Consider the following 12,481-nt stretch of genomic DNA (forward strand, 5'->3'; position numbering starts at 1 on the left):
CTACTATAATTCAATGTTATTTCGAAGGCGTTTTACATAATTACGACTGACTGGAATCGGTTGCTCATCATACCTATCTAAATACAAATTATACGTGCCATTATAATAAGGTTTCAGTTCTTTTACATATGACATATTAATTAAATAGCTTTTATGTACACGTAAAAAATCATATGCATTTAGCTTATTTTCTAATTCCTGAAGTGTATATGTTGAAATATACTGATTATTCGTTGTGTAAATTGAAACAGTTTTATTTTCTTTATTTTTACTTACATATACGATATCTTCTGGAAGAATATATCGTATACCCTCTTGACTTTCTATCGGTAGTTTCCGCAAATAACTCTTTGCTTTCTCACCTTGTTCTTTACCTATTTTATATAAAAGAAATTGTAAATCTTCTTCACGAAATGGTCGCAATAAATAATAAAATGCTTGGAAACGAAAAGCTGTAATAGATTCTTCTATGTTTTCACCTACAAAAATAAATTTTGTATAGCAATTTATTTCTCGTAATAAACTTGCATATTCAAAACCAGTACCATCTAGTAATTTGGAACTTAAAAAAACAAAGTCTGGTATATGTTTTTTCATCATAAATAAAGATTCTGTTCCTGTCTTTGCTTCAAAACATTCTACATTTCTCATATTTTCAGTGAAATTTTCAGCTAACTCTCTTCTCTCTTCTGCCTCTTCCATGATCAGTAAAATTTTCATTTCTTCAACCACCTAATTCTTTGTCCATATGTCCTGTTGTATACATTCGCTTTTATAAGAAATAATCCCTTTTTCTTACTATACCATTATTTATCTAAAAAAACAGAAAAAAGGAAACCACTTCGGTTTCCTCTCCCCTTTTATCCCGCACTAACTGCCTATAAAGAGCCGAGTAGTGTAGGATAATAAACGGTCAGGGATACGTTTAAATTTTCACTTTATACTAATTCTCGTTGCTTCGTTTCCTGTCCAAGTATTATTACAGCGAATACACCAATTAAAATTGATCCACAGAAAATCGTAAATATTAATGATAGTGAAGCTTCTGAAGCAACTAAATATCCCACTAATAGTGGCCCAAGAATACCACCAATACGACCAAATGCTGCTGCCATTCCTGCACCTGTACCACGAATAACCGTTGGATACTGCTCAGGTGTATAGGCGTATAATGCTCCCCAAGCACCTAAGTTAAAGAAGGATAGTAACATACCTGCCACGATTAATACTGTTAATGAATCCGCAACCCCAAACAAATAAGCACTGCAAGCTGTCCCGATTAAATACGTAACCAAAACAAATTTACGACCGAGACGTTCAATAAACCAAGCAGCTGTGAAATATCCTGGAAGTTGAGCTAATGTCATAATAAGTACGTATTGGAAACTTTTTATTAAACTAAATCCTTTTAGCACCATTACACTCGGTAACCAAAGGAACATTCCATAATAGGAAAAGACAACACAAAACCATAGAATCCATAGCATAATTGTTGCTTTACGATATTCCCCAGACCAAACTGATTTTATATTTTCAATAACAGATGGCCTTTTTTCAACTTTTTGGAACCTTGGGGAATCCGGTAAATTCCATCTTAAATATAAAGCATATAATGCTGGAACTGCACTCAATACCATCGCAACTTCCCAACCATATTTAGGAATAACAAAATACGAGATAAGAGCTGCAATTAGCCATCCACCTGCCCAAAAACTTTCTAATAACACAACAATTTTCCCACGCTCATGCGCTTCAACACTCTCTGATACTAGTGTAGAGGCAACCGGAAGCTCTCCGCCAAGCCCCATACCAATTAAAAAGCGTAAAACGAGAAACATCGCAAGTGTCGTCGTTAATGCAGTTAAACCACTACCGATAGAAAATAATAATAATGTAATAATAAAGACTGATTTTCGCCCTATTTTATCTGATAGTATCCCAAAAATAAGCGCTCCTACTGCCATACCGATTGAGTTAATACTGCCTATCCAGCCCATTTCTTGCGTACTTAATCCCCAATCCTTTTGCAAGGCTACCATTACAAATGAAAGCATTCCAACATCCATTGCATCAAATAGCCATCCAAGCCCAGCTATACCAAGTAGTTTGCGCTTCGAAATTTCTTTTACCTTGCCCACTAGAAGTCCTCCTCACACAGGTGTCTTTACACATCATTTTACATGTGTGAATTGTATAAGTAAAATACTTTTGTGTAAAAAATTCTCCTTCATCATTCCCAAAAAGTAAAACGTCTATCCCGATTGGTGAGAGCTAATAATCAGTGGGGATGCCTCACTGATTAAAGTTTCAATTTATTAAAAATGAACAAATAAAAAAAGCAGCGATATTTCGCTACTTTTTCGAACGCATTACTTCTTTTAAAAATTCCGCTAATACTAACTGACGACGCCAGCGTGTTGGATTACTGCATAATCTATAAAACCACTCTAAATGAATCGCTTGAATCCATTTTGGTGCACGTTTTACCTCTCCAGCCCATACGTCTAAACTTCCACCCACTCCAACAGCCATTTTCGTTTCTAAACGATGCTTATTGTTTTGGATAAAGTTCTCTTGTCTCGGGAAACCAAGTGCAACAAGTAATAAATCTGGTTTTGCTTCTTGAATGCGAGAAATAATATTCTCTTCGTCTTCTTGTTTAAAATAACCATCTTGTATACCGGCGATGGATACAGCTGAATATGTCTTTGTTAAATGATCTGCTGCAGCTTGTACAACATGCGGCTTTGCACCTAATAAGAAAACAGATACCGGCTTACTATCTTCTGATAACTTCGCAAGTAAATTACACATTAAATCAAAACCTGCTACACGTTCTTTTAAAGGTGTACCAAGCATCCCGCTTGCCTTTACAACCCCAATACCATCAGGTGTAATTAAATCTGTATTCAATAATGTTTGATAGAACTTTTCATCCTTTTTTGCGCACATAACAATTTCAGGGTTTGCTGTTACTACCTGAAACGTATGAGTTCGCTCCGCTTCTAGTTGTTCTTTTAAATATTGGACCGTTTCATCCATTGTCATTGTAGAAAAAGGAACGCCTAGAATATCAACTGTTTGTACTGCCATAGTTAACTATCCTCTCTATCATTACAAGTTTTTCGCTATTAATTGCTTATATGTTTCCTTTGTATCTTCATATAGTTTTTGAAGTGAGAAGTTCATAGTAGCATGCTCATAAATATGTTTACCCATTGCTGCTAACTCTCCAGTTTTCCACTTATCATACGCTTCTTCTAAAGCTAATGCTAATGCCTTTCCATCACCTGTCGGCACAATCCATCCGTAAGTTTCATCTACGATTAATGGTTCAATTTCTCCAGCCCTAGTCACAATTGATGGTACGCGTTGATTTGCCGCTTCTAATAGAACTAGTGGGAACCCTTCACTATGGGAAGTTAATAAATTTACATGTGACGACGCAAATAATTGTTTTACATCTTGACGATGTCCTAAAAACTCTACTTTATCGTTAATCCCTTTTTCAGTAGCTAATGACTTTAGATTTTCTTCTAATGGGCCATCGCCAACTAATAATACTTTAATTTTCTCTAATTTTGTTTGTTGTAACGCATCGAATAAAACTTCATGTCCTTTGACAGGATGTAATCGTGCTACTTGGATTGCCGTAAATACATCTTCATCAATATTGAACATTTCTTTTTTATTATAGTCTTCTGCTTTTTCCTTATCGTATTCAATTCCATTATAAATAACATGCATCTTTTCATTTGAAATACCTAATGCTGCCAGGCTTTTTTTCAATCTATTTGTTACAACGAAAAATAAGTCTATATTTTTTAAGGCTTTCAAATTTAATTTCGTAAAAATCCAACCTTTTAAGCCCTGTTTAGTAAAGTCTTGAAATGGATCACTATGAATAGTCGTTACCCATTTTGCCTTTATTCTCTTTTTCATTAAAGAAACATAGAAATTAGCCCTAGGGCCATGTGTATGAACTACATCGAATTTTTCTTTATTAATAAATTCACTTATATTCTTTAAAATGGATAAATCATAGCGCGATTTTTGTGAAAACACATGGACTTTTATCCCTAACTCCCTTGCTTCCTTCGCAACAATTCCATCTTCAAATACTGCTAATTCTACTTCACCAGTTGGAAACTGATCGAGAAGTGAAATAATATGTGTTTTCCCTCCCCCATCTTCTGCTCCTGCATTCATATGCAATATTCTCATATTTTTTCCTCCTTTAAATCCTCGCTACGTTTCCATCTATTTTTATTTTACTGTACTAAAAAATAAAAGCTAACAAAAGTTAGCTTTTATTTTTATCATTCAATTTCTAGGTCTACTATTAGATAAGCTAACACCACTACAAAGTAAATCCCAACTCCTGGTGCTGTTAAAATATGTCCTGCAATATAAGCAATACCTAACGCTAACAATAAGCTTGCTGAAATCATTCCATATTTTATATTAAATATGTCCTTAAATCTCGTAGCAAATGCTAGTAGAATTCTTAGCCCGTAATAAATAAATGGAATCATTAGTAATACAAAGCCAATAATCCCGAAATCATAAAACCAATCATGGAAGTCCATTTCAATTAGTTTTGGATCTGGCTGCTTTTGTTCATTGTATTTAAAGTTACCTGCATAACCCATTCCTAATAACTTTTGTGACATTGGTGCTTCTTTAAAGAACTGCTTATGTCTTTCTTCATATACTTGACGTCCACTGAAAATAAGATTTTCTTGATTTTCTTTCTTTTGCTCTTTCTCAAGCTCTTTCTTAACTTCCTCTTCTATCTTCGCCTTTTCTTCTGGCTTTTCAACTTTATGGTGATTTTCTTCTTTTTCTTTAAGTTCTTGCTCTTTTTTCAGCTTCTCTTTAATTTCTTTTTCTTTTTGACCTTGCTGCGCCACATTTTGCTCTGATAAATAATTATTGTGAATACCCATATTTTGTGCTAATGGCGTTTGTTTAAACGTTCCAACTACACCAGCTAATAGGACAATAGCAATTACTGCATTAAGTGCAAGGGATTTTTTGTTCGGATTTTTTCTATTAAATAATAATTGTAGTACAATGATTCCGATTGCTGCCGCTAACGTAGCACCAATTGAGCCCATTCCTACTTTTGTACCAACTTGAATTAGCGAATAAATCATTAAAAGTGATGGAATCCAATATAAAATGTGTTTCCAGCTCTTTGTTTTTTGAATAGAATATAGTACTACAATAGGGAAAATAATAGCTAAGATTGAACCTAGTTCATTCCCTGCATAGAACCAACCTCGAGAACCAACCTTCATCCATTCATAACTACCAAAATCAGTAGATGTTGAAATAGAAATAACCATAATTGCGTTAATGATTAATGTAGAATATACAATACTATTTCGAACCTTATCACTAATATTAACTGTCTTTTTCAATGATTTTAAAGCTAAAATGTATGATCCCAGCATGATATATATATATAATGCTTTCGCAACGAATTTAACTTCTTCACTAAGTACAATAGGATCCTTAACTAGTTTGTTATTAATAAATCCTACTCCTAAAACTCCGGCTAATAATATAAGATAAATTAAAAACTTTCTATTTTCCTTCTCTTTTGCCTGAATTAAAATGTAAATGCCACCAACAGCCATAATAAGGAATCTTACTAAAATTCCAACGGTAGCATTTGACTTTAATAAAGTGATGCTAAGAGACGTTAATAAATCTAAAACAGGCTGTAAAATAATAAAAAAGAGCAAAAAACGCTCAAATCTAACCCTAGCTTGATTTGCTAACATTCCAAGACCTCCATACAAAATCTTAACATTATCTTTTAATCATAATTTTTATCTTCAAAACACACCTAGCAATTATAACATAACTCATATTTAAATTGAGAACTTATTTTTATGCCGAAACTAACCAAATCTAGCGTAAGTAGTACTAGAAAACATTATCCTTTAGCTATCCTTCCCTATCTCTATAAAAACTATCTAACACTCTTCTACTTATTATCAGCATTATAGTAACATTTGTTAATTCATTTATAAATATATAAAATTTAATAACTACACGCAATCACCCACTCGGCTATCCTACAACTAAAGATTAACCTTGCTCCGTTTTCTTCTAAACATTTTCAAACGCTTTCTTTATGTATTTTATCCGTTTTTCTACATGTAGCGAAAAGTAATTGTTATTTCCAATACTTTAGTGTATATTTTTTCTCTGGAACATCTTTAAGAGGAAGGGATTAAGGCCATGTTATTAATCGATATATTTACGTTTCTTGGCATTATCGCCGCTGCCATTTCTGGTACATTAGTTGGTTTAAAAAAAGATTTAGATTTATTTGGTGTCCTTTGTTTAGCTGTAGCTACTGCGCTCGGCGGCGGTATTATTCGTGATATCATGATTGGTAACCTGCCCCCTGTCGCATTTGTAAAACCCATTTACTTTTTCGTAAGTGTATTATCAGCATTATTTACTTGTATGTTTTTTGAGCGCATCAATAAACTTCAAGTCGTTATTATGCTTTCTGATGCTGTTGGCTTAGGCGTTTTTACAGCTATTGGTGCAAATGCGGCAATGTCACATCATGTTGACGCCTCATTTCTAGTTGTTTCAATGGGAGTCATTACAGGTATTGGAGGCGGTATTTTGCGTGACATTTGTGCTCAAGATATCCCTTACGTATTCCGAAAAGAAATTTACGCAATCGCTTCTATCTTAGGAGCAATTAGCTTCCTAATCACACACGCTATGGGGGCGCACGTATTAGCTTTCTATGTTTGTTTATTAGTAACATTCGTTATTCGTGTCGTCACTGTAATATATAATGTGCATTTCCCCGTTTTCTTTAAAACACATGCTAAAATTAATAAAGGCCATTAAGAGAATTCTAGATAGAATTCTCTTAATTTATATACTATTCAACGAACTAATATAGAGTAATTATATATAAGCATATATAATTACTCTATATTAGTTTTAAAATTGAAAACGTTTTATATACAGGGGGAAGAATGATGCTTGGGGTTTTCAAAAAAAATATTAATAAAACACATGCCAGTATAATCGAATTAAGTAAGGGCCAACAAATAACTTTTAATGTACCTACTAATTCTGAATTAAAAATTCAAATGGATATGCTACATATTTCAAAAGAAGATTTACAAGTTGTAAAAGTACTACAGCCTTTTATTTATGCAGAAATTGATTGGATTACTGAAAAATTCTATGCCAACATTACAAAACAACCTAATTTAATTACTATTATTGAGCGTTACAGCTCTATTCCAAAACTAAAACAAACTTTAAAAACACATATTAAAGAATTATTCAGCGGCCATATGCATGAAGATTTTATTGAACAGCGTGTTAGGATTGCCAAAAGGCATGTACAAATTGGTTTACATCGAAAATGGTATACTGCTGCTTATCAAGAATTATTCCGCTCTATCATGAAGATTTTGCAAACAAAAATAACGACAATCGATGATTTTTCATATTCTATAAATGTCATAAATAAATTATTCACTCTTGAACAAGAACTTGTTCTTGCAGCTTATGAATCTGAATATGAAAGAATGCAAAAAGAGCTTGAGAAAGAAAAAGAATTAACTGCTATGACAATTACGCATATCGCAACAGAACTAGCTGCTGTATCTGAAAAAACAAGCTCTTCTATTCAAAAACTAACCGCCAAATCTGAAACTATTGTAGAGATTGCTAAAACAGGTACATCATTAGCTACAACATCTGAAGAAAAAGCAAATAAAGGGAAAGAACAATTAAACCAGCAGAATAAACGAATGGGATCTATTCAAATGAATATGGAAACGATTATTACAGATACTCATGAACTTCTCAATATTTCTAACAAAATTAATGAAATCATAGATATTGTTAAATCGATTGCGGAGCAAACAAATTTACTCGCACTAAACGCTGCTATCGAGTCTGCACGTGCTGGAGAATTTGGGAAGGGGTTTTCTGTTGTTGCTGGTGAAATTCGAAAATTATCAGAGCAAACGAAAGAATCTATATTTAACGTTACAAAGCTCGTCGAAAAAACAAATGAACAAATTACTCGTGTCTCGTCTTCCGTGAAACAAATTAGCTCTCTCGTATCGGAAGGAACGGATAGTATGTCGGCAACAGATCGATACTTCCAAGAAATTGTAAAAGATATGTCTAACTCAAAAGAACAGAATAAGAAAATTGAACACGAACTACAAGCTATTTCACAAGTAATGAAAGGAATTCAAGATGATTCCTCACAAATGGCTCTAACAGCCGATAATTTGCAACTAGAACTAAATCGATAAGATGAAATTTAGTAGTCAGGCATACTTTCCATCTGCACTGACTACTAAATTTCACCTTCCATCAAAAAAAGAATCCAGAATGGATTCTTTTTATTTTCTGAAAAATATTTTTTGACAATACACATAACTCATATAAACACCAAAGCTCTGCAAAATAAACAATGCCGGCATAATTACATTGTAATATGCCATATCTACTTGGAAGAGCTTTAGCAATACGTAGCCACTAATTAAAAATAAGAACAACATATATCCCTCATTTTGTTGTTTCTTAATAAGGAAGTGTAATAGAGCTATAGTCATAAACAATGTTACGGCTATATAAATCAGTTTTTCACATTTGAAAAGAATAGAATTTATCCCCTCATCCGAAAACTGATTTATCATCGGTTCTAAAAGTTTAAATCTTTCTCCCTCAATCTCTTTTAACTTTTGATCAATATGCTCTGTTACACTTTGATTTTTTGATATTTTTTCCTCATGTTTCGTTTTTCCAATTAAGACAGATTGAACATATGTCTCATTCGCAATCGTATATTGTGATAATCCCATTGTCTTAATTCCATAATTCACACCAAAATGAGCGCTATAAAATAGAATAAGTATCCCTATCATCTTTAGTAACACTTTTTTTTTCGTTGCTGATTGAAATACTTCAATTAATAATACATATACCGTGATAAAAATAGGAAGAAATAATCCCATTGGGAAAATCATATTACTAAATGCAAATAAAATCGCTGAAAACACCCACATATAAGGATGATCTAATCCTTTATATAAAAGTATGTAACAAGCAAAATAAAATAAAAATATTGCAAGTGACTCAGGAGTTAATACGGAACTCATGAATATATTTGGAATATACAGAGCATAAAAGATAGAAGCAATACGACCGCATTCTTCTCCAAAAACCATTCCCGCAATACGATAAATAAATAATGCTGTTCCTGTGCAAAATAGCACATTAAATAGTTGTAAAGCGAATAATGAATCACCAAATATACGAATAATTACCGACTCATATATAATAAAAGGTAAATGAGTTACAGTCCCTATATTATTACCAATTGCAATCTGCTTTGCAGACTCATACATCACTTTCATATCACCAATTATTGGAGCATCTACAAATAACAGCATACTAAGCCTCACAACTATAGATATACTTATAAGAAAAATAAGAAATTGTTTATCTGTAAAACGATATTGTAGAATTGATGCCACTAACAAAATGAGTATGACGAAAATTGCTAATATGATTGTTACACTTGTTGTACTTCCTCCAAAAAATTGCTTACTTGTCTCAAATGCTGCCCAACAACTATAAACCAAAAATGCGAGCATCGCACCGATTGTAATTTTATTGAAGAAAGATGAAAAATTTGTTTGTATATGATTCATATGTCCATTGCACCTCTATTTCCATTCATAACAAAACGATTCTATCATGAATGGGTACACGGCTGATAGGGAATTTCTATGACAAATACATAGTCATTACTTTTTACTTGCAATGTAAGCGAATCCTCTTTTACACTACATTTTAGATAAAATAAATTTTCTTTCAGTTACATGAATACAAATACAGAAGTTTAAATAATCCTCTTTTGGAATACACTTTACTTCATTAAATATCTAATATGAGTAATCTGCTTACACATATTATTCTGATTGAAAACAGACTATAGGGGCTGAATATATGGAAAAGAAATTCATGCGAGAATCTAAAGCAATTAAGACAACACGTGTTTTTCCTAACGATTTAAATAATCACCAAACACTTTTTGGAGGGAAATTATTAGCAGAAATTGATAGTATTGCTTCAATTGCGGCTGCAAGACATAGTCGTAAACATTGCGTAACAGCATCTATTGATTCAGTTGATTTTTTAACTCCAATTCACCAAGCTGATTCTGTTTGTTATGAAGCATTTGTATGTTATACAGGGAAATCTTCAATGGAAGTTTTCGTAAAAGTAATCGCAGAAAACTTATTAGCAGGCGAGCGTAGAATTGCCGCTACTTGCTTCATTACATTTGTAGCAATAAAAGATGGAAAACCTTCGTCCGTACCACAAGTACTCCCTGAAACTCAGGAAGAACATTGGTTACACACAACCGGTTTAGAACGCGCGGAAAACCGAAAAAAAGGACGTTTAAAAAGTAAAGAGATGGCTGAAGTTTTAACTTTAAGTAAGCCTTGGAATATTTAACATAATCTTCTCATCATACATGCACAGGTCCTTCCTTGCATGTATTTTTTATTATAAAAAATACTATCGCTTGCTTCATCAATGCGGAATGGATAGCGCTTCATTAAAAGATATATAAATAATAGTATTGGATATAAAGCAAATTGTAGGCGTAAGTACAATGCTAAAAAGTAGAAAATGTTTCGTTTTATGAGTATCAGCTAATTTTAAACTCCAATATAATAATCTCAATGAAAAAGAATAGAAACTGTCCTTCTGTTAAAGTTAAATTTTCCAAAACAATCTCTGGAGGATATACAGCTAATAAGAAAGTACCTATTAATCCTGCAGCGGGATTCAATAAATAAGTACCAATCTTATAAGTTAGTAAAATAATAAGTACCCCTAATAGGATAATAATTAATTTAGCTACAAAAAGGCCTTTATTGCCATTTACAAAAAAGTAAAATACAGTAACTAAAAACACTGGAAAACCTGGCATAATATGAATAGGTGGTTTATCCAGCTCATGATATATTAACATTCCTGTTTCCAATAAAATAGTTGCCGTTTTTTGATAACCTATATCATCGCTAGCTAGAGTCAAATCTGCACCATGTGTTTGTAAAGTTGCAAAACGAAGCGCAAATCGCCTTAACATTTCATATTTCCCCTTAAAATACATAATTTCCAAATTGCATTTCTATATTTTTACAAGAAAATATATTCTATAATAAATACTTTTTATACAAAGTACAATAATAGAAAGTTGATTTACAAAGTTTATATGCGTTAAACTGATACAGATGTTCTTGTAATCTTCTTCCTTTCAAAAGGCTTGTATATATGGTGCAAGACATAAAAAATTTGAGGAGATAAAAATTCTATGATGGAACAAAAACAACTTGTTTCTGTTGTCATACCTCTGTATAACACAGAAAAATATATTGAAGAAACAATGCAGTCAATACTGGATCAAACATATAAAAACATTGAAATTGTAATTGTAGATGATGGAAGTAAAGATCAATCACCTTCTATCGTAAAAAATCTTGCAGAAAAATATCCGGGGCAAGTAAAATACGTTCACCAAAAAAACCAAGGCGTTTCAGTAGCTCGTAATACAGGGATTGAAAATGCTAGCGGGGAATACGTCGCTTTCCTTGATAGTGATGACTTATGGCATCCAACTAAAATTGAGAAACAAATCGAGAGTATGCATAAAAACAACATGGATGCGTGCTATTGTGGTTATATGAATTTCTACGAAGAAACAGGCGAAAAGGTTGAGCATACAACAAACTTTATTAAAGGTGATATGGCAAAAGCATTCTTAACACACCAAGTTGTTGCTCAAACAAGTACTTGGATTTTCAAACGCTCTATCGCAATGAATCATAATATCCGTTTTACACCAGGATGTAGCTGGGGAGAAGACTTGGAGTTTTTATTTAAACTAATGAGTGTGACAAATGTATGCTATGTCGATGAATATTTAACATATTATAGAATCTTATCCGAAGGAAATCTTTCTTCTAAATATAAAGATTACGAATTAAAAACAACTAAAGAACTAGAAGTATTCAATCGTATGAAAGACTGGGTACATAATAAATCTCAAGACTTCATTACGAAAGACCCTCAGTCACTTATTGAGATTCTTGAGACTTATTTATTCCCTTATACGGTTATCAATAATGCTTGTATATACATTAAAGAAAACTCTCAATTAAATAATGCCCAAGTCCAATTAATCAAAAAAGATATAAAGAAATATTGCCGTAAAATCTATTCAAAAAATGGAAAGCGTAGTAAAAAACTATATGCAATGCTTTGGTTTGTGCGAATTAAATTTCTGTTTTCTTAAACTGAAAATATAGTACTCATCTCTCTTTCCGTAAACAAATCAAATTTACAAATAGGACAAACGAAAAAGGTCCTAAAGAATAGAAAGGTTTTTTCT

Annotated in this window: 10 protein-coding genes and 2 pseudogenes; 5 read left to right on the forward strand and 7 right to left on the reverse strand. The window is 32.6% G+C overall.

Features of this window, described 5'->3' with window-relative positions; genetic code table 11:
* Nucleotides 1–3: 3 nt before the first annotated feature.
* From HMPREF2590_RS26730 to HMPREF2590_RS26750, 5 genes are all read right to left on the reverse strand, one after another.
* Nucleotides 4–720 (reverse strand): LytR/AlgR family response regulator transcription factor, encoded by a 717-nt coding sequence (locus HMPREF2590_RS26730; RefSeq protein WP_000698256.1) that lies wholly within the window; start codon nucleotides 718–720, stop codon nucleotides 4–6.
* Between the two features lie 218 nt (nucleotides 721–938).
* Nucleotides 939–2,138 (reverse strand): MFS transporter, encoded by a 1,200-nt coding sequence (locus HMPREF2590_RS26735; RefSeq protein WP_000521077.1) that lies wholly within the window; start codon nucleotides 2,136–2,138, stop codon nucleotides 939–941.
* A 214-nt stretch (nucleotides 2,139–2,352) separates the two neighbouring features.
* A complete protein-coding gene (locus HMPREF2590_RS26740; protein ID WP_000290748.1) occupies nucleotides 2,353–3,093 on the reverse strand; it encodes a WecB/TagA/CpsF family glycosyltransferase in 741 nt (246 codons plus the stop codon).
* A 21-nt stretch (nucleotides 3,094–3,114) separates the two neighbouring features.
* Nucleotides 3,115–4,224 carry a glycosyltransferase family 4 protein gene (locus HMPREF2590_RS26745; RefSeq protein WP_001221225.1) on the reverse strand — a complete coding sequence of 370 codons (1,110 nt, stop codon included), beginning with the start codon at nucleotides 4,222–4,224 and terminating at the stop codon, nucleotides 3,115–3,117.
* Nucleotides 4,225–4,319: 95 nt separating this feature from the next.
* Entirely contained in the window at nucleotides 4,320–5,792 is a 1,473-nt protein-coding gene (locus HMPREF2590_RS26750; RefSeq protein ID WP_000880769.1) for an O-antigen ligase family protein, read from the reverse strand.
* A gap of 463 nt (nucleotides 5,793–6,255) precedes the next feature.
* Here HMPREF2590_RS26750 and HMPREF2590_RS26755 point away from each other — a divergent pair, with 463 nt between their 5' ends.
* The 3 genes and pseudogenes from HMPREF2590_RS26755 to HMPREF2590_RS31320 all read left to right on the forward strand — a co-directional run bounded on the left by HMPREF2590_RS26755 (nucleotide 6,256) and on the right by HMPREF2590_RS31320 (nucleotide 8,324).
* Nucleotides 6,256–6,888, forward strand: a complete 633-nt coding sequence (locus HMPREF2590_RS26755; protein WP_000924371.1) for a trimeric intracellular cation channel family protein — start codon at nucleotides 6,256–6,258, stop codon at nucleotides 6,886–6,888.
* Nucleotides 6,889–7,022: 134 nt separating this feature from the next.
* A pseudogene (locus tag HMPREF2590_RS31315) lies at nucleotides 7,023–7,568 on the forward strand (protoglobin family protein); the annotation flags it as partial.
* Between the two features lie 54 nt (nucleotides 7,569–7,622).
* Nucleotides 7,623–8,324: a methyl-accepting chemotaxis protein gene (locus tag HMPREF2590_RS31320; protein ID WP_370658441.1), complete on the forward strand. Its 702-nt coding sequence runs from the start codon at nucleotides 7,623–7,625 to the stop codon at nucleotides 8,322–8,324.
* Nucleotides 8,325–8,414: 90 nt separating this feature from the next.
* Here HMPREF2590_RS31320 and HMPREF2590_RS26765 read toward each other — a convergent pair whose 3' ends face one another.
* Nucleotides 8,415–9,728, reverse strand: a complete 1,314-nt coding sequence (locus HMPREF2590_RS26765) for an ArnT family glycosyltransferase (protein WP_001015649.1) — start codon at nucleotides 9,726–9,728, stop codon at nucleotides 8,415–8,417.
* 298 nt (nucleotides 9,729–10,026) lie between these two features.
* On the opposite strand from HMPREF2590_RS26765, the gene HMPREF2590_RS26770 reads away from it, so the two are divergent.
* Nucleotides 10,027–10,539 (forward strand): acyl-CoA thioesterase, encoded by a 513-nt coding sequence (locus HMPREF2590_RS26770; RefSeq protein ID WP_000412126.1) that lies wholly within the window; start codon nucleotides 10,027–10,029, stop codon nucleotides 10,537–10,539.
* 61 nt (nucleotides 10,540–10,600) lie between these two features.
* Here HMPREF2590_RS26770 and HMPREF2590_RS26775 read toward each other — a convergent pair.
* A pseudogene (locus HMPREF2590_RS26775) lies at nucleotides 10,601–11,203 on the reverse strand (4-amino-4-deoxy-L-arabinose transferase); the annotation flags it as partial.
* A gap of 201 nt (nucleotides 11,204–11,404) precedes the next feature.
* Here HMPREF2590_RS26775 and HMPREF2590_RS26780 point away from each other — a divergent pair.
* Complete coding sequence (locus HMPREF2590_RS26780; protein ID WP_000970526.1) at nucleotides 11,405–12,385, forward strand: glycosyltransferase family 2 protein; 981 nt, start codon at nucleotides 11,405–11,407, stop codon at nucleotides 12,383–12,385.
* The last annotated feature ends 96 nt before the right edge of the window (nucleotides 12,386–12,481 follow it).

It is taken from the genome of Bacillus sp. HMSC036E02 (assembly GCF_001836235.1).
GTDB classification, from domain to species: domain Bacteria; phylum Bacillota; class Bacilli; order Bacillales; family Bacillaceae_G; genus Bacillus_A; species Bacillus_A cereus.

What these genes read in the sequence shown, in the direction of transcription:
- HMPREF2590_RS26730 (WP_000698256.1), bottom strand. Translation starts at nt 720, where the DNA reads ATGAAAATTTTACTGATCATGGAAGAGGCAGAAGAGAGAAGAGAGTTA.
- HMPREF2590_RS26740 (WP_000290748.1), bottom strand. Translation starts at nt 3,093, where the DNA reads ATGGCAGTACAAACAGTTGATATTCTAGGCGTTCCTTTTTCTACAATG.
- HMPREF2590_RS26745 (WP_001221225.1), bottom strand. Translation starts at nt 4,224, where the DNA reads ATGAGAATATTGCATATGAATGCAGGAGCAGAAGATGGGGGAGGGAAA.
- HMPREF2590_RS26750 (WP_000880769.1), bottom strand. Translation starts at nt 5,792, where the DNA reads ATGTTAGCAAATCAAGCTAGGGTTAGATTTGAGCGTTTTTTGCTCTTT.
- HMPREF2590_RS26755 (WP_000924371.1), top strand. Translation starts at nt 6,256, where the DNA reads ATGTTATTAATCGATATATTTACGTTTCTTGGCATTATCGCCGCTGCC.
- HMPREF2590_RS31320 (WP_370658441.1), top strand. Translation starts at nt 7,623, where the DNA reads ATGACAATTACGCATATCGCAACAGAACTAGCTGCTGTATCTGAAAAA.
- HMPREF2590_RS26765 (WP_001015649.1), bottom strand. Translation starts at nt 9,728, where the DNA reads ATGAATCATATACAAACAAATTTTTCATCTTTCTTCAATAAAATTACA.
- HMPREF2590_RS26770 (WP_000412126.1), top strand. Translation starts at nt 10,027, where the DNA reads ATGGAAAAGAAATTCATGCGAGAATCTAAAGCAATTAAGACAACACGT.
- HMPREF2590_RS26780 (WP_000970526.1), top strand. Translation starts at nt 11,405, where the DNA reads ATGATGGAACAAAAACAACTTGTTTCTGTTGTCATACCTCTGTATAAC.